General features: G+C 67.3%; 15 protein-coding genes and 3 pseudogenes. 9 read left to right on the forward strand and 9 right to left on the reverse strand.

What is annotated here, in order from left to right; genetic code table 11:
- Positions 1-116: 116 nt before the first annotated feature.
- The 5 genes and pseudogenes from RHA1_RS26165 (at position 117) to RHA1_RS26180 (ending at position 3,693) form a co-directional block, all read left to right on the forward strand.
- A complete protein-coding gene (locus RHA1_RS26165) occupies positions 117-788 on the forward strand; it encodes a type 1 glutamine amidotransferase (protein ID WP_011597549.1) in 672 nt (223 codons plus the stop codon).
- Between the two features lie 96 nt (positions 789-884).
- Positions 885-1,205: pseudogene (locus RHA1_RS26170) on the forward strand (VOC family protein); the annotation flags it as partial.
- Positions 1,206-1,262: 57 nt separating this feature from the next.
- A complete protein-coding gene (locus RHA1_RS46380; protein ID WP_011597551.1) occupies positions 1,263-1,595 on the forward strand; it encodes an excisionase family DNA-binding protein in 333 nt (110 codons plus the stop codon).
- An 82-nt stretch (positions 1,596-1,677) separates the two neighbouring features.
- Positions 1,678-1,884 carry a recombinase family protein gene (locus RHA1_RS26175; protein WP_041812040.1) on the forward strand — a complete coding sequence of 69 codons (207 nt, stop codon included), beginning with the start codon at positions 1,678-1,680 and terminating at the stop codon, positions 1,882-1,884.
- Between the two features lie 3 nt (positions 1,885-1,887).
- On the forward strand, positions 1,888-3,693 hold the full coding sequence (locus tag RHA1_RS26180) for a zinc ribbon domain-containing protein (protein ID WP_011597552.1): 1,806 nt from the start codon (positions 1,888-1,890) through the stop codon (positions 3,691-3,693).
- A gap of 42 nt (positions 3,694-3,735) precedes the next feature.
- On the opposite strand, the gene RHA1_RS26185 is transcribed toward RHA1_RS26180, so the two are convergent.
- The 3 genes from RHA1_RS26185 to RHA1_RS26195 form a co-directional block, all read right to left on the reverse strand.
- On the reverse strand, positions 3,736-4,719 hold the full coding sequence (locus RHA1_RS26185) for a sigma-70 family RNA polymerase sigma factor (protein ID WP_011597553.1): 984 nt from the start codon (positions 4,717-4,719) through the stop codon (positions 3,736-3,738).
- A gap of 61 nt (positions 4,720-4,780) precedes the next feature.
- Complete coding sequence (locus tag RHA1_RS26190; RefSeq protein WP_011597554.1) at positions 4,781-5,281, reverse strand: SRPBCC family protein; 501 nt, start codon at positions 5,279-5,281, stop codon at positions 4,781-4,783.
- On the reverse strand, positions 5,278-5,595 hold the full coding sequence (locus RHA1_RS26195) for an ArsR/SmtB family transcription factor (RefSeq protein WP_005573288.1): 318 nt from the start codon (positions 5,593-5,595) through the stop codon (positions 5,278-5,280). The genes RHA1_RS26190 and RHA1_RS26195 overlap by 4 nt, the downstream gene beginning before the upstream one ends.
- Positions 5,596-5,786: 191 nt before the next feature.
- Between RHA1_RS26195 and RHA1_RS26200 the strand changes: the two are divergent.
- Together RHA1_RS26200 and RHA1_RS26205 are read left to right on the forward strand one after the other, a co-directional pair.
- A pseudogene (locus RHA1_RS26200) lies at positions 5,787-6,952 on the forward strand (zinc ribbon domain-containing protein); the annotation flags it as partial.
- 4 nt (positions 6,953-6,956) lie between these two features.
- Positions 6,957-8,178 (forward strand): annotated as a pseudogene (locus RHA1_RS26205) (alkaline phosphatase PhoX); the annotation flags it as partial.
- 32 nt (positions 8,179-8,210) lie between these two features.
- On the opposite strand, the gene RHA1_RS26210 reads toward RHA1_RS26205, so the two are convergent.
- From RHA1_RS26210 to RHA1_RS26220, 3 genes are read right to left on the reverse strand one after another with little or no spacing between them, the layout of a single operon-like run.
- On the reverse strand, positions 8,211-8,666 hold the full coding sequence (locus RHA1_RS26210; protein ID WP_005238131.1) for a GtrA family protein: 456 nt from the start codon (positions 8,664-8,666) through the stop codon (positions 8,211-8,213).
- 5 nt (positions 8,667-8,671) lie between these two features.
- Positions 8,672-10,615, reverse strand: a complete 1,944-nt coding sequence (locus RHA1_RS26215; RefSeq protein ID WP_011597559.1) for an MDR family MFS transporter — start codon at positions 10,613-10,615, stop codon at positions 8,672-8,674.
- Positions 10,612-11,121, reverse strand: coding sequence for a MarR family winged helix-turn-helix transcriptional regulator (locus RHA1_RS26220; protein WP_016883656.1), 510 nt, complete (start codon positions 11,119-11,121; stop codon positions 10,612-10,614). Before RHA1_RS26220 ends, RHA1_RS26215 begins: the two co-directional genes overlap by 4 nt.
- 117 nt (positions 11,122-11,238) lie before the next feature.
- Here RHA1_RS26220 and RHA1_RS26225 point away from each other — a divergent pair, with 117 nt between their 5' ends.
- Positions 11,239-11,649, forward strand: a complete 411-nt coding sequence (locus tag RHA1_RS26225) for an ArsR/SmtB family transcription factor (protein WP_011597561.1) — start codon at positions 11,239-11,241, stop codon at positions 11,647-11,649.
- Positions 11,646-12,650 carry a cation diffusion facilitator family transporter gene (locus tag RHA1_RS26230; protein WP_011597562.1) on the forward strand — a complete coding sequence of 335 codons (1,005 nt, stop codon included), beginning with the start codon at positions 11,646-11,648 and terminating at the stop codon, positions 12,648-12,650. The genes RHA1_RS26225 and RHA1_RS26230 overlap by 4 nt, the downstream gene beginning before the upstream one ends.
- Positions 12,651-12,657: 7 nt before the next feature.
- Here RHA1_RS26230 and RHA1_RS26235 read toward each other — a convergent pair whose 3' ends face one another.
- The 3 genes from RHA1_RS26235 to RHA1_RS26245 all read right to left on the reverse strand — a co-directional run bounded on the left by RHA1_RS26235 (position 12,658) and on the right by RHA1_RS26245 (position 16,739).
- Complete coding sequence (locus tag RHA1_RS26235) at positions 12,658-13,491, reverse strand: sulfurtransferase (protein ID WP_011597563.1); 834 nt, start codon at positions 13,489-13,491, stop codon at positions 12,658-12,660.
- Positions 13,492-13,671: 180 nt separating this feature from the next.
- The gene (locus RHA1_RS26240) at positions 13,672-16,011 is read right to left on the reverse strand and encodes a glycoside hydrolase family 65 protein (RefSeq protein ID WP_011597564.1); all 2,340 of its coding nucleotides are present in this window, start codon (positions 16,009-16,011) and stop codon (positions 13,672-13,674) included.
- Positions 16,012-16,013: 2 nt separating this feature from the next.
- Positions 16,014-16,739: an HAD family hydrolase gene (locus tag RHA1_RS26245; protein WP_011597565.1), complete on the reverse strand. Its 726-nt coding sequence runs from the start codon at positions 16,737-16,739 to the stop codon at positions 16,014-16,016.
- Positions 16,740-16,819 lie beyond the last annotated feature (80 nt).

A 16,819-nucleotide genomic window follows, 5' to 3' on the forward strand; every position in this document is an offset into this window, starting at 1 on the left:
TGGAGTACACCGAACATGAACTCCGTGTGAACATCCGAATTTTGTGCACTCAGTGCGGAATTCGCGAATCCCGGCCTGCATAGGGCCGAAAGTCCCTACTCGGTAAGAATTGTGGCATGAACAAGCACTGGGCGGTTGTAAAGCACGTGCCGTTCGAAGGGCCGGCACTCGTCGGTACTTTGCTGGCGGAGCGGGGAATTCGCTACACCGAGTACCCCATGTACCGAGCGTCCGAACTGCCGGCCGTTCACGACATCGGCGGCCTCGTGGTGATGGGCGGTCCGATGGGCGCACGCGATGACGTTACCCACCCGCAACTTCCGCGAGAGCGAAACTTCATCAAGGAATCTGTGGACGCCGGACTCCCGATGCTGGGAATCTGCCTCGGCGCCCAGCTTCTCGCCGCCTCGTTCGGCAGCGCGATCCGCCGGGGGCCGACCCCGGAGAACGGCGCCGGGACGGTCACCGTGTCCGACGACGGGACGCGCGACCCCGTGTTCGGTTCGGTCCGTGCCGAGGTGCCCGTCGTCCACTGGCACGGCGACACCTTCGACCTCCCCGACGGCGCGGTCCGGCTGGCGAGCAGTCACCTCTACGAGAATCAGGCCTTCGCGATCGGCCGCCGCGCGTACGGGTTGCAGTTCCACGTCGAACTGACCCGCGGGCAGCTACCGGTGATGCAGGCTCACATGCCGCCGGACACCGCCCCGTCGGGGGAACACCTGGACGACGTGGAAGCCGCCGGGCGGATCATGATCGGCTCGTTCCTCGACCTCGCCGAGAGCTGAGAGGATCGGACGATCGGACGCCGATGAGTTTTGCGCACCGCTGCGGTCTGTATCGATGACCTTCCGCACTGGGCGGAACCCGAGAAGGAGAATCACATGTCCCGGATGCTCTTCGTGAACCTGCCGATCAAGAACCTCGACGCGACCAAGACGTTCTTCGGCGGACTCGGCTTCGAGTTCAACACCACGTTCAGCGACGACTCCTGCACCGCCATGGTGATCAACGAGCACACGTCCGTGATGCTCCTCGTCGAGTCCCGGTTCACGGACTTCATCGAGGGCGGCATCTGCGACACGTCCAAGTCCATCGAGGCCCTCATGTGTATCTCGGCCGACAGCCGCGAGGAAGTCGACAGCCTCGTCGACAAGGCTCTCGCCTCCGGCGGGACGTCGTGGGGCAAGCTCCAGGACGAAGGCTCTCAACTGTTGACGTAATGTCGAGTACTTCCTAATCCTTCCTGTGGCTATCGGATCATGCGCATCGGCGAGGCGGCGGCATACCTGAACATGTCGGTGGTGGGGGTCCGGAAGGCCGCGTCGGAGGGCCGGTTACCCTCTCGGCGGACAGGTTCCGGTCAGCGAGTCGTCGATCGGCAGGATCTCGACGTCTACCTGGGTCGACCTACACCGGAGAGTGTTCCAGCCCCGGCGGGGTGGAAGCGTTGTACTGCCGGGTGTCCGGCTCGACCGGTCAGGATCCAAGCTCGCCAATTAGGAAAAGATGCTGCGTGCGAGTGCCACCGGCACCGTGTACCGGGTCAACCACGGATCGTGGTTCAGGTCTGCGGGAGACCCGAGCAGGACTGAATCGGATGCATCGACGACGCAGCCGGGGGTCACGTCACGGTGGTGCGAGTGGTGTGGCGGGATCGGTTGGCGCGGTTCTCCGGTGGCGTGGATCGTGCGTTACCTGTCGGTGGTCGGCGTTAAGGTCGAGATCCTGCGGGAGCATGGGGACACTTCGCTGGTAGAGGAGCTGATGGATGACTTCATGGCAGTGCTCGCGTCGTTTTCCGGCCGCTTCACCGATTGTGGTCGAAGCGGAGTCAACGTCGGCTTCTTCGGCGATGCGCCGGCACGGTGGGAGAGGGGCTAGCTGATGGCCGATTCCGGTTTCACTGCGCTGCGGCAGTTCTCGTTTACCACCCGCCCGTACCTGGCTGTCGATGACGCGACGGGTGAGCCGATCGGGCTCGACGACGTCGACGTTCGTGTCGGGTGGATGCTCGGCCTGATCTCGGGCGCCGAAGCGCACCTGCTGTCGGGTTTGTGGCAACCGGCCACCTTCGATGTTCTCGCTACCGGTCGTGACAGCCACGGTCGGAAACTCCCGAGGCACGGGCATGTCGCGGCTGCGCGTCTCGGCTGGACCCCGCATTACCCGGACGGTGTCTACGTTCCGTCGCGTGTCACGCGGGTGGTGACCGCGCAGGCGGTAGGCACTTTGCGGGCTCTGTCATACCGGGATACCGCGATCACGGCACTGTCGGCCCGGTTCGACCCGGCCACCGGCCGCCTCGCCGCACCCACGGCGGCCGCGGAGTACGTCCCGCCCGGATTCGCCCGAGGCGTGGTGCGGCAGCTCAAAGCGCACTCAGCCCGCACCGCCGGGGCGGCAGAGGAGCGCCTGCGGATCACGGACGTGCAAGCACCACCGCGGACCTCGGCGATGGCTCGGCTTTCCGCAGCGGATCGACAACTCGCACACCTCACCGTCACCGACGCCGTCATGACGTTGACCGTCAAACTCCCCACCACTCCCGCTCCGGAAGGACGCGCCCAGTGGCGACGAGTCCGGATGACCACCGCGATCCCACCGCACCTGCACCGGCGGCCGATCACCGAGTGGCATCTACCGACCCTGGTCCTCGACCACCGAGGTCTGCTGTTGCGGTGCGCTGCCACCGACGCAGTCCCCGCCGTTGATGTGACATCGGGAACGACCGCGGTGGGCGTGGACTGGTCCCCGTCCACACTCGGTGCCGTCGCCGTCGCCACACAAACCCCGGGCGGGGTGGTCTCGGACTATCGGGGTTTCACGTACGACGACCGAGGCCTCGGGATAAAACTGGCGCGCCTGCAAGCCGAAGGTCAACTGCTGCACCGCAAAGCTGCTCGCTTGACCCAGCTGGCCGCCACCGCACCCCCCGAGGTCCGAGCACAACTCGACGCGAAGATCGCCGTCCTCGACGGGCACCGCACCGCTGTCGGCGTCAAACGGGGAAAGATCAACCGGGAACTCGCCTTCCACTTCGGTCGCCAGGTCACCGACTACGCCGCCGTAGCGGGCGCGACGGTGATCGCGGTGGAAGACCTCACCACCCTCGAAACCCGCGGGCACGGACGCGTCAACAACAATCGGGCCGCGCAATCCGCCCGCCGCAAAGCCGTCGACGCTCTCACACACACCGCCGCCGGTGTCGGTGTCACGGTGGTGTCCGTACCAGCACGCGGATCCTCAGCGTTGTGTCCGGGCTGCGACGAACCACTGGCTCGCCCCGGCGGTTACCACCGGGCATGGTGTCCCCGCTGCCGGGTCGGCGGCAACCGCGACCACGTCGCCGGGGTGAACCTGGCCAAACGCGCGCTCCTCGGCAAGAACAACGTCACCCGCCGGCGTGGGCAGATGCCCGCGATCCGGGTCGCCGAGCACGCGCCGGTCCGCCAATGCCGCGACAAGAAGAGTCCCACTCCGAGCCGGCCGCGGCATCGCCGTGTCCGTCGTAGTGCTCCCGCCGCGACACCGCCGGTGGGGGTGAACCAGATAAAGATTGTTCCTGCGCCACAAGCGTCGGTGTGGGACACGGTAGAACCCGCAACACCGCACGGTGTTACGGGTAGCCGTGAAGTACATACATCTCCAACGCCAGCCACGTCAGTGGTAGGACGTATGAGATCTATGTAGACGCTTCATGTACGGACGCGTTTTCCGCGCCATCGGTAGGAGTCAGGCGGGCGGGGTGTCCGGTAGTCCGAACTTCTCGAACAGATCGACGTCGAAGAAGCAGACGACATGGGAGACCCCGTCGGCCGTCACGTCCAGGACGTGGAGTTGGAACGGCCGGTGGACGCCGTCCTCCCCGCGCATGTACAGGCCGAGGGCCGGCTGTCCGTTGGCCGCCGTGGGCACCAGCCGCATGTCTCCCGGAGCGTTGGCCGGACAGTTTCCTCTGATCAGGGTGCCGATCGAAGGGCCGCCGCGATACCAGCCGTCGAACGGGGGCATCTCCCAGACGGCGTCCTTGGTGAACAGTTCGACGATCGCGTCGATGTCATAGTTCTCGAACGCGGCGACGTACCGGTCGAGGAGGTCGCGTTCCTCGGGGGACTCCGGTTCGACGAGGGTGTCGGCCGTCGGCGTGGCCAGTTCGAGTTGCGCGCGTGCGCGCTGCAGCAAGCTGTTCACCGCCGTCGTGGTGGTGCCGAGAGCCGCCGCGACCTCCGACGCCTTCCACTGCAACACGTCGCGGAGGACGAGAACAGCACGCTGACGTGCGGGAAGATGCTGAAGGGCGGCGATGAACGCCAGCCGCACCGACTCGCGCGACGTCACGACGGTGGCGGGATCGTTCGCGTCGTCGTCGATGAGGCGGTTGGGGAGCGGTTCGAGCCACGGGACCTCGTGTCGCTCGACGAGGTCGGCGGTCGGGTCGGAGTCGGGAGCCCCCAGCCCGCTCGGCAGCGGACGCTTGGATTTGCTCTGCAGGGCCGTCAGGCACGTATTGGTGGCAATCTTGTACAGCCATGTCCGCAGCGACGCCTGCTGCTGGTAGCCGTCGTACCCCCGCCAAGCCCGGATGAAGGTTTCCTGCATCTGGTCTTCGGCGTCGTGAAGCGAGCCCATCATGCGATAACAATGGGCGAGCAACTCGCGCCGGTAAGGGTCGGCGAGTGCGAGGAAATCCCCGTCGAGCGACTGCGCAGCCGTCATGGTTGGAGCTTACTGCGGCCGTCCGACAGATGTCGGGCCCTCGCGCCCACCGACCCGACGGTCAGCCCCAGTTCACCATCGGCTGCCCCGTCTCGAGCAGAGTCTTCATTCCGCTCAGCACCTCGTTCCAGCCGCCGCCCGCGCCCTCGGACTCCCGCTTGCCCGCGACCATCTCGGCCAGGCCCGGTGCGTTGGTGAGGTCGTGTGTGACAGTCAGTTTCGCGACTCCGGGCCGGCTAGACTGCACGATCTCGTAGGTCAGGGTGGTGAAACCCTCCACGTTGTCGGCGTCCATCAGCATCCGCCACGTCTGCACCAGCTTCTTCGGCGGATCGGACTCGATCACCTCGCCGTCGACGATCACGTCGGGCACGCCCGGGTATTCCTTCATCGCATCGTCCGCGCGCGATCGGAACGCGCCGCCCGTGCGGAGGTCGTAGTCGACCAGGCCGCCGTAACCGTACTGCTGCGACCACTCGGGTTTGGTGATGGCATCCCAGATGGCCTCCGGCGTCGCCTTGATGTAGACCGCATAGATCTGGATTGCGTCGGCGGTAGTCATTTCTCTTCCTCCAGTTCGGCTTTCAGCTGAGCGAGCGCACTCGTGTGACGCTCGGTGTATTTGTCGATCCACCGGTTGTGGATCAGCTGTATCGGCACAGGATTGAGGTAGTGAAGTTTTTCCCGGCCGGAGCGGCGCGTGACGACGAGCCCCGCGTCTTCGAGCACACGCAGATGCTTCATGACCCCGAATCGCGTCATCTCGACCTGCGACTCGAGTTCGGTGAGCGTCTGACCATCCTGGGCGAACAATCGGTCGAGTATCAGGCGGCGGGTGGAATCGGCCAGCGCCTTGAAGACGTGATCGTCGTCCATGAATCGACAATAGGTGACCATTTGGTCACATGTCAACGCCCGTGAGTACTTATCAACCGCGGGGGGTGAGAAGTACTCACAGGGGAAGTTCGCATGCGGTTCGCGCGCGGGCCTCGGCGTGGCACTGCGGGCAGCGTCGACGCCCTCGTCCGTCCGGCGTTCGTGTCCACCTCACCGTCACCGACGCCGTCATGACGTTGACGGTGAAACTGCCCACCGCCGCCGCCCCGACAGGGCGTGCGCAGTGGCGACGAGTCCGGGTGACCGCCGCGATCCCACCGCACCTGCACCGGCGGCCGATCAGCGAGTGGCATCTCCCGACCCTCGCCCTCGACCACCGGCTGCGGTGCGCTGCCACCGAAGCGGTCTCCGCCGCTGATCTGACCTCGGGAACGACGGCGGTGGGCGTGGACTGGTCTCCGTCCACTCTCGGTGCCGCCGCCGTCGCGACACACACCCCGGAGGGTGTGGTCTCGGACTATCGGGGTTTCACGTACGACGACCGAGGCCTCGGGATCAAATGGCCCGCCTGCAAACCGAGGGGCAGCTGCTGCACGCCAAGGCGGCTCGCCTGCCCCAACTGGCCGCGACCGCCCCATCTGAGGTCCGCGCCCAGCTGGAGGCGAAGATCGCCGTCCTCGACGCCCACCGCGAGGCGGTGGGTATCAAGCGGGGGAAGATCAACCGGGAATTGGCGTTCCACTTCGCCCGCCAGGTCACCGACTACGCCACCGACACCCAGGCGCAGCTGATTGCGGTGGAAGGTCTCACCACCCTCGAGACCCGCGGGCACGGACGGGTCAACAACAACCGGGCCGCGCAGTCCGCCCGCCGCCAAGCGGTCGACGCCCTCGCGCACACCGCCGCCGAGGTCGGTATCGCGGTGGTTTCGGTGCCTGCCCGGGGATCGTCCGCGCAATGTCCGAGCTGCGACGAACCACTTGCGCGCCCCGGCGGCTACCACACCGCGTGGTGTGCATGCTGCCGGGTCGGCGGCAACCGGGACCACATCGCCGGGGTGAACCTGGCCAAACGCGCGCTCCTCGGCAGAAACAAAGCCACCCGCCGGCGTGGGCAGATGCCCGCGATCCGGGTCGCCGAACATGCGCCGGTGCGCCGGTGCCGCGACAAGAACGGTCCGACACCGCGTAGGCCGCGGCATCGCCGGGTCCGCCGCAGCCTGCCCACCGTGACACCGCGGTTGGGGGTGACTCCGAATCAGCATGTTCCTGCATCACAAGCGTCGGTGTGGGACACGGTCAAACCCGCACCGCCGCACGGTGATGCGGGTAGCCGTGACACACGTCCATCTCCCACGCCCGCCACGCAAGTGGCAGATAGTATGAGATCTACGTAGACGCTTTTCGTACACCGTCGTCTCCCGGTCGGGTGAGACGCAGTTGGACGGTGGCGTACCGGTGCCGAGCGATCCCGACGCCATCGGGGTGTTCGCGCGACCCGGCGGTTCCACACTCGTCACCAATCACGAGATCGGCAGCGACGAACCGTTCGGCGTGCCCGCTCTCGAGGGATTGACGTACGACGCGGGCGCGCGGCGGCACGACCACGACCGCGGTCGGCGCCGACGGGGCACGGCAGGGCCAGTACGTCAGCGTCGCGGGCACCGTGAACAACTGCGCGGGCGGCATCACCCCGTGGGGGGCGTGGTTGACCTGCGAGGAGACGGAGGCGCGCGCGGGGGAGGACGGGTTCCTGCTCGACCACGGTTACGTCTTCGAGGTGGACCCGGCGAGTCAGGACGGGAACAGGGGCAAAAGTCCTGTGCCGCTGAAGTTCCTGGGCCGGTACGCGCACGAGGCCGTGGCGGTGGATCCGGCGTCGAGCACCATCTATCTCAAGGAGGACGCGTCCGGGCCGAACGGCCTGTACTACCGGTGGACGCCGCCGCAGCGTCTCCGGGGCGGGCCGAACGCGCTGCGCGAACTCGCGCAGTCTTCGGGCGGCGACGCCGCGGGCGCTCTCCAGGCGATGGCGTGCTTCCAGGGCGGAACGGACGTCCCCGACCTGTCGCAGGCCACCGAGCCGGGAACCGTGTACACCGTGCAGTGGGTAGGCGTGCCGGACCGTGACGCGACGAGCACGCCGGTGCGTGAGCAGCCCGGGAACGACGTCGTCACCCGGAGCCGCAAGCTGGAGGGGCAGTGGTGGGGCGACGGCGGTGCCTACTTCGTCGCGAGCTACGCGCGGACCAGCGACGGCAGCGTCGCCGAGCACGACGGCCAGGTGTGGTTCTACGACCCGGCGAAGCAGACCGTCACGCTGAAGACCCTGTTCGGTGTCAATCCCGATCCCGCAGCCGACACCGGAAACTACGACGGGCCCGACAACATCACCGTCTCGCCGTACGGCGGCGTGATCCTCGCCGAGGACGGCGAAGGGATCAGCCACCTCGTGGGCGTCACGGCGGAGGGCGAGCCGTTCGCGATGGCGCGGAACGAGTTGAACGACAGCGAGTTCTGCGGCCCGGCGTTCAGCGCGGACGGGAAGATCCTGTTCGCGAACATCCAGTCGCCGGGGCTGACGTTGGCGATCACGGGTCCGTGGCACCGTCCCTTGCCGTGAGTACTTATTAACCGCCCGCGGTTAACAAGTACTCACGGGCCGGAGGCATAAACCCACCCGCGGAGCGCGAGGAACCGCAGCCCGCCGACGACGGCGCTGACGGCGATGACGAGCGCGACCTGCGCTGGGCCGTCGGCGCCGGGGAAGAGCATGTGCAGGAGGGCGAGCGCGAGTGAGCTGACGGCCAGGCCGATCAGCGCGAGGGTTCCGCCTTCCCACTGTGCGACGAACCAGCGGACGCGGTCGACGGCCCGGAAGGTGAGCCGCCGGTGGAGTTCGTTGGCCAGCATCGAACTGGTCACCACGCCGACGAGGTTGGCGACGAACGACCCGTACATGTCGAGGGTGAAGAATGCGAGAGCGTAGAGCACATTGCTCGACGTGCCCACCAGCGTGAACCGGGTCAATTGAGCGAACACGCCGCCGGCCCGCCCACGTAGAGGGGGATACGTGGGCGGGCCGACGGCGTCGTGGAACTGAACGATCATCTCATTCAGTGGATGAGGGCACCGTTGCCGGTGTCCGTCACGTGGCCGCCGCCGAGGACGCCGGCCACTTGCTCTTCGCTCAGTCCCAGCTCGCGCAGGCGATCCCAGACCGCGTCGAATTCGACGAGCTTGGCGTTGAGATCGTTACGCAGGCGGTTGACCTCGTCGCGGATCTTCTCCGCTTCGTCGATCGCTTCCAGCGTTCGCTCCGGCTGGGGCAGCAGCATGGACAGGAGACGGTCCCGGGCGTCGGCGCTCAACCCCGCGAAGGGCTGCCGCTGATCGGCGGGGGCCTCGTGCCTGCCGCCGCGGACCTCGGACGACTGGATCGGCGCCGTGTCGGGCTCGAGTGCGTACTCCGGAACGGTGGCGTACTCGGGTTCCTGGACGGGCTCCTGCTCGCTCGACAGGTCGATGGTGCGACGCAGCGGGCGGTTGGGCAGCAGGATGACGGCGATCAGGGTGACGACGGCGACGGCGGCGGCGATCAGGAAGATCCGGCCGGTCGCGTCTCCGTATGCGGCGCGGATGACACCCTGCACGGGGGCGGGCATGGACGTCAGGTCCAGGCTTCCGCCGCCGCTGCTCGACCCGGCGGGGATGCCGAGCTTCGCGAAACCGTCGGCCGACAGGTCGGCGACGCGGGTGGCCAGCACCGAACCGAGAACCGAGACGCCGATCGCGCCACCGAAGGTCCGGAAGAAGGCAACCGAGCTGGATGCGGCACCGATGTTCTGGACGCTGACGGTGTTCTGCACCGCGAGGACCAGGTTCTGCATCAGCATGCCCATGCCGAGACCGATGATCGCGATGTACGCGCCGACGAGGGTCAGGCTGGTCTCGTGATCGATGGTGCCGAGCAATCCGAAGCCGACGATCATGAGGACGGCGCCGCCGACGACGAACGGCTTCCACTTGCCGAAGCGGGTGATGAGCTGTCCGGATCCGACGGTGCCGAGGAGCATGCCGGCGACCATCGGGATGGTGAGCACTCCGGCCATGGTGGGGGTGTAGCCACGCGAGGTCTGGAAGTACTGGCCGAGGAACGTGGTGGAACCGAACATTCCGACACCGACGGCGACGGACGCGATGATGGCGAGTCCGGTGGTCTTCTCCGTGACGATCTTGAGCGGGATGATCGGCGACTTGGCCTTGGCTTCGACGAGGATCGTCGCGGCCAGCAGGAGCACACCCGATCCGACGTACATGACCGTTTCACGGGAGAACCACTCGTAGTAGCCGGCCTTGCCGGCGAACGAGACCCAGATCAGCAGGATGGACACACCGGCGGTCAGCAGCAGGGCGCCGAGCCAGTCGATGGAGACGTCGTCCTTCTTCTCGGTCGCGAGGTGCAGGGTGCGCTGCAGCAGGAACAGTGCGATGACGGCGAGCGGCACGCACACGAAGAAACACCAGCGCCAGCCGAGGGGGCTGTCGACGATGACGCCGCCGAGGATCGGACCACCCGACATCGACACGGCCATGACGGCACCCATGTAACCGGAGTAGCGGCCGCGCTCGCGGGGAGCGACGATGGTGCCGATGATGGCGACGACGAGAGCCGTCAGGCCACCCATGCCGATGCCTTGGATGACGCGCGCGGTGAGCAGGATCGGCACGTTGTGCGCGAAGCCGGCGATCACCGAACCGATGACGAAGATGACGATCGCGCTCTGGACGAGGACCTTCTTGTTGAACAGGTCGGCGAGCTTGCCCCAGATGGGTGTCGAGGCGGCGTTGGCGAGCAGGGCGCTGGTGATGACCCAGGCGTACGCGGTCTGCGTGCCCTTCAGGTCGCCGATGATCGTGGGGAGGGCGGTGGCGACGATCGTGCTGCTCAGCAGCGCGGTGAACAGCGCGGCGAGCAGGCCCGTGAGGGCTTCGAGGATTTGGCGGTGCGTCATGGCCGTCGTTTCTTCAACCGGCGGCCGAGTCTGTGTTTCGGTCATACGCTTTGTGTTCCAATCGGGTTCGAGCTCGTGACGATCCGGTGTTCTGGATCGAAGAGTGTTTCCTTCAGGTGCCGGATGGATTCGAGGGCAATCGCTGCCTCGGTTTCGTTCCAGCCGGTCATCAACTTCTGCATTCGTGCCGCTCGCTGTGTTCTCACGTGCTTGACGTAGGCCATTCCCTCCGGCGACACGCGTATTCGGAATGCGCGTCCGTCGGCGGGATCCGAGTGTCGGGTGACGTAGCCGACGTCCACCAGATCGGTGATCTGGCGACTGAGTGAGGACTGGCTGACACACAGTTCGGTGGCGAGTTCGTTCTGCCGGCATTCCCCCCGAGCCGCGAGGACGAGGAGGACCCCCGTCAACGCGCGCGGGATGTGACCGTCGCCTTCCGACACCAGGGCGTCGCGAAGCACGCGGCCGAAGAGGAAGACCTCGTCGATGAGCGCTTCGGTGGTGCCGAGAGACACGGACGGCACGGTAGGCACTGACGAGACGGACATGGCAACCCCTGAAGGACGACTTACTTGATGCAAGCAACTATATACATCGTTAGCGCAAGCAAGTAAGTCCTTTCGGTGTCTGATGCATCACAAAACGAAGTGACCTATTATCTGCGTATGAATGCAGATAAGCGCGCTTGTCGGCGCCGACTCGACGAAGACCAGGTCGGGCTGGTGGTCGAGGTCTTCCGCATGCTCGCCGACGCCACCCGGGTGCAGGTGCTCTGGCAACTGGTGGGAGGCGAGCTGTCGGTGAACGAGCTGGCCGAACGGGTGGGGAAGCCGGCGCCGTCCGTCTCGCAACATCTCGCAAAGCTCCGGATGGCGCGGCTGGTGCGCACGCGGAGGGAGGGAACGTCCATCTACTACAGCGTCGCCAACGAGCACGTGCAGCAGTTGGTCACCGACGCCGTGTTCAATGCCGAGCACGCGGGCCCCGGCATCCCGGGACATCACCGCGCCACCGGCGGCGACCTGCAGGTCATCCACGAGGGCGCAGACCTCGCCGCGGAGGGAGGCGGCTCGTGAATCACGGACATTCCCACGGCCACGGCCACGGACATTCGGGCGGCGTCCGCGGGGCGATCCGCGAGATCTTCGCCCCGCACAGCCACGACTCCGCGGACAGCGTCGACGACGCGCTCGAGGCGAGCGAGATCGGGATCCGGGCGGTGAAGATCAGCCTGGTGGTGCTGGGAGTCACCGCCCTCGCCCAGGTGATCGTGGTGGCGCTGTCCGGGTCCGTCGCTCTCGCCGCCGACACCGTGCACAACTTCTCCGACGCGCTGACGGCGGTCCCGCTGTGGATCGCGTTCGCCCTCGGACGGCGGGCGGCCACCCGGCGATTCACCTACGGCTACGGCCGGGCCGAAGACCTCGCCGGGTTGTTCGTCGTGGTGATGATCGCGTTGTCCGCGGTCGTCGCGGGTGTGGAGGCGACCCGCCGCCTCCTCGATCCGGTGCCCATCCACCACCTCGGGTGGGTGGCCCTCGCCGGTGTCATCGGATTCGCCGGCAACGAATGGGTGGCGCTGTACCGCATCCGGGTCGGCAGGCGGATCGGCTCCGCCGCGCTCGTCGCCGACGGGTTGCACGCACGGACCGACGGATTCACCTCCCTCGCCGTGGTATTGGGCGCCGGCGGTGTCGCGGCCGGGCTTCCGCTCGCCGACCCGGTGGTGGGCCTGGTCATCACGGCCGCGATCCTGCTCGTGCTGCGGACCGCGGCGCGCGACGTGTTCCGGCGGCTGATGGACGGCGTCGACCCGGGACTGGTCGACGTCGCCGAACGGGCCCTCGCCGCCGAACCGGGGGTGGTCGGGGTGCGGAGTGTGAAGATGCGCTGGATCGGGCACCACCTGCATGCCGACGCCGAACTCGACATCGATCCCTCGACCAGCCTGCGCGACGCGCACCGCGTGGCGCACACCGCTGAACACACACTCACCCATGCGGTTCCGAAGCTGAGTACCGACCTCATCCACGCCTATCCGGCGCACGACGCGGAGACGGTCGGTCAGACGGCGTGACTCGCAGTCATCGCCGGTCGGGGCCGGTGGCGACCGGCCGCCCGGGATCGGACGACCACTGCGACCAGGACCCCGGATACAGGGCGGCGTCGACGCCGGCGAGCGCGAGCGCCGCAACCTGGTGGGCCGCCGTCACACCCGATCCGCAGTACACGCCGACGGGACGTCCGGGCTCGGCACCGACCACGGCGAACCGCTCGCGCAGCGCCTCGGCAGGCGCGAACCGTCCGTCGGGCCCGAGATTCTCGGACGTCGGGACGCTGCGGGCACCGGGAATGTGCCCGGCGCGGGGATCAATCGGTTCGGTCGCGCCCGAATACCGCTCGGCGGCACGGGCATCGAGAAGGCAGCCGTCGGCGGCGAACTCGGCGGCCTCGTCCGCGGTCAGCGTCGGCAGGTGGCCTGCGGTGAGCACGACGTCACCGGGCAGTGGTGGGTGCTCGTCACCGGATCGGACGGGACGGCCCGCCGACATCCACGCGCCGAGACCGCCGTCGAGCATCGACACGTCCGCAACTCCGGCCCAGCGCAGCAGCCACCATGCCCGCGCGGCGGCAAGGTTCCCGGTGGCGTCGTAGACCACGACAGGGCTGCCGGCCCGGACACCCCACCTGCGCGCGGCGTCCTGGAGGTCCGCCACCGTCGGCAGCGGATGCCTGCCCAGTTCCGGGGATCCCGGGGCGGCCAGTTCGGTGTCCAGGTCGACGAACACGGCACCGGGAATGTGCGCGTCGAGATAGTGCCGCCTGCCTTCGGTGTCGCCGAGCGCCCACCGCACGTCGAGAAGGACCGGCGGAGCATCGCCGCTCAGCGATTCCGCCAACGCGTCGATCGTCACCACAGGGCTCATCGCACCACTGTCGCACAACGCAGGTTCGGTGTGCATGACGGCGAGCTCTCGAACTGAGACTCCACTCGTTTCGTCCAGAGGGCCGCTTCGGCCCCGAAGCGTGGGAAAGTGGCGCGTCAGTACGACCCCGGACCGCAGACGCGCAGACCGACTCCCACTCCTGATCGGATGTCAGCCCCGACGCACGGGTGCGCGCCCGTACGGTTGCCGCACCGGCGCGGCAATCGGCAGTTCCGGGATCGGCCGCGTGACCGGGAAGGAGTCGAGAATGAACGGGTTGCCGTGGTGGGCGAGCTGAACCGGTTCACCGGACAGCAGGCGGTAGGTTGCGGTCTTGGCGCGGATGTCCACGTGGATCTGGCTGCCCCGCACCGTCATCCGGAACGACAGATTGACCAGCTGCGATGGGATCCGCGGTGCGAACGAGATGTTGCCGCCGTGGTCGCGCATCCCACCGAATCCCGCGACGCACGCCATCCACGTCCCGGCGAGTGAGGCGATGTGCAATCCGTTCTCCACGTTGGCGTGGAGGTCGTGGAGATCGGTCAGGGCGGCCTCGGCGAGGTAGTCGTAGGCGAGTTGAAGTTGCCCGACCTCGGCTGCCATCACGGACTGCACGCACGCCGACAGGGACGAGTCCCGAACCGTCAGGGCCTCATAATAGGCGAAATTGGCGATCTTCTGTTCGTCGGTGAAGGCGTCGCCCCGAAGATACATCGCCAGCACCAGGTCGGCCTGCTTCACCACCTGCTTGCGGTAGAGATCGAAGTACGGGTAGTGGAGCAGCAGCGGATAATGCTCGGGTGGTGTGCCTTCGAAGTCCCACTCGGCGTGGTGCGTGAAGGCGTCGGATTGCTGGTGCACGCCGAGAGCGTCGTCGAACGGAATGCGCATGTGCTCGGCGGCATCTCGCCAGAGCGCTGCTTCCTCGTCGTCCACACCGAGCTCGCGCGCCAGGCCGGGGCGTCTCTCGCAGGCGGCCGCCGCGTCGCGCAGATTCTTCTGCGCCATGAGATTGGTGAACACGTTGTTGTCGGCGACGGCGGTGTACTCGTCCGGCCCGGTGACACCGTCGATGCGGAACTCGCCCTGCGCATTGTGGTGGCCGAGCGATGTCCACAGCCGGGCGGTCTCCACGAGCAGTTCGACGCCGCATTCGGCTTCGAACTCCTCGTCCCCGGTCGCGGCCAGGTACCGGGACGTGGCCGCGGCGACATCGGCACCCACGTGGAAGGCTGCGGTTCCCGCGGGCCAGTAGCCGGAGCATTCTTCTCCGTCGATCGACCGCCACGGGAACACGGCGCCTGCCTGCCCCAGCTGTACGGCGCGGTTCTTCGCCTTGTCGAGCGTGGAGTGCCGCCAGCGCAGTGCGTCGCGGGCCGAGTCCGGCACCGTGTACGTGAGCAGGGGGAGGACGAACGTCTCGGTGTCCCAGAACGCATGACCGTCGTATCCGGGCCCGGTCAGGCCCTTCGCCGGGATCGCCCGCGATTCACCGCGGGCACCGGCCTGCAGCACGTGGAACAGCGCGAACCGCACCGCCTGCTGCAGTTCCGCGTCGCCGTCGATCTCGACGTCCGCTGTCTCCCAGAAGGTGTCGAGATACTCGCGCTGGCGTTTCAGCAGGGTGTCCCAGCCGGTTTCGAGTGCTCCGGCGAGCGCCCCCTCCACCTGGCCGCGCAGGGCCGGAGTCGACCGCCGCGCCGACCAGCCGTACGCCAGATATTTCGTTACCTTCAGGCGTTCACCCTGGGGGATGTCGACGGCCACGGTGAGCCGAGCCAGATCCTCCTCGGTCTCGATGCTGCACCGCCCGTTGGCGGGGTAGTCGACCTCGTGGTCCATCCCCGCGGCCATCCGCAGTCCCGACGCACGCGTGTGGTGGGCGAGGACCGCCCTGAAGTCGTGGGCGGCAGCGAAATCGGAGACCAATGGAGTATCCAGGGCGGCAGCGACTCTCGGGTCGTCCGTGCGGGCCGGGATGTGTTCGTTGGCGAGTAGATCCGACTGCAGGACGAGTTCGATGTCACCGTCGAGCGGCTCGACCTCGTAGTGGATGGCGGCGACCGCACGCGAGGTGAACGAGACCAGACGTTCCGAATGGATGCGCACGCGGCGACCGGTCGGCGACGTCCACTCGGTGGTGCGGCGCAGGGTGCCCGATCGGAAGTCGAGGACGCGCTCGTGCGCCGGTGCACTCCCGTACCGCATGTCCATGGGCTCGTCCTCCACGAGCAGGCGGATGATGCTGCCGTCGGTCACGTTCACGATGGTCTGCCCGTCCTCGGGGTAGCCGTAGCCCGCCTCCGCGTACGGCAGGGGACGTTGCTCGTAGAACCCGTTGAGGTAGGTGCCGGGGAGACCGCGCGGTTCACCCTCCTCGAACGTGCCACGAATCCCGATGTGTCCGTTGGACAGTGCGAAGGTGGATTCGGTGGCGTGCAGCGCCTCCAGATCCAGTCCGCGCCAGCGCAGCTGCCACGGCGAGATCTCGTAGCCCTTGTCGTCCATGCTCACCTTTCCAGGAGTTCGGCCAGGTCGTTCACCACCACGTCGGCGCCGTGCTCACGTAACGCCTCGGCCTGATCGTTGCGATTCACCCCGACGACGTAGCCGAATTCGCCTGCCCGCCCCGCTTCCACTCCGGACAGGGCGTCCTCGAAAACGGCCGCCTGATCGGGGTGCACGTTGAGGGCGCGGGCGGCCGCGAGAAACGAATCCGGCGCGGGTTTCCCGCGGAGACCCTGCTCGCTGATCACCACCCCGTCGATGCGGACGTGCACGTAGCGGCTGAGATCGGCCGCGTCGAGGACGGCCTTGCCGTTCGCAGACGACGTGACGACGGCGATCTTCAGGCCGGCGTCGTACGCCGCGCTGATGTAGCGGACCGAACCGGGATAGGGGCTGACGCCCTCCTCCTCGATGACTTTCAGCAGCAGCCGGTTCTTGCTGTTCCCGACACCGTTCACGGTCTCGGCGCCGGGTGGATCGTCCGGCGACCCCTCCGGCAACGTGATGTTGCGGGACGTGAGAAAGGTCCGGACCCCGTCGGCGCGGGGACGTCCGTCGACGTAGTCGTAGTAGTCCTGGTCGGTGAACGGCCGGAAGTTGGCGCCCTCGCGATGCTTCAGGAACTCGTCGAACGTGCGTTTCCACGCCTTCCGGTGCAGCACCGCCGTTGCCGTGAGCACACCATCGAGATCGAACAAGCAGGCCGAGATAGCATCAGGCAGTCCCATCACCTCCCCGACGGTACCGCCGTCGGCGGCGGTTTCGCTGAGGCGCGCGCAAATCCCGCACTCGAACGGACCCATCAGGT

Source organism: Rhodococcus jostii RHA1, assembly GCF_000014565.1.
GTDB classification, from domain to species: Bacteria; Actinomycetota; Actinomycetes; order Mycobacteriales; family Mycobacteriaceae; genus Rhodococcus_F; species Rhodococcus_F jostii_A.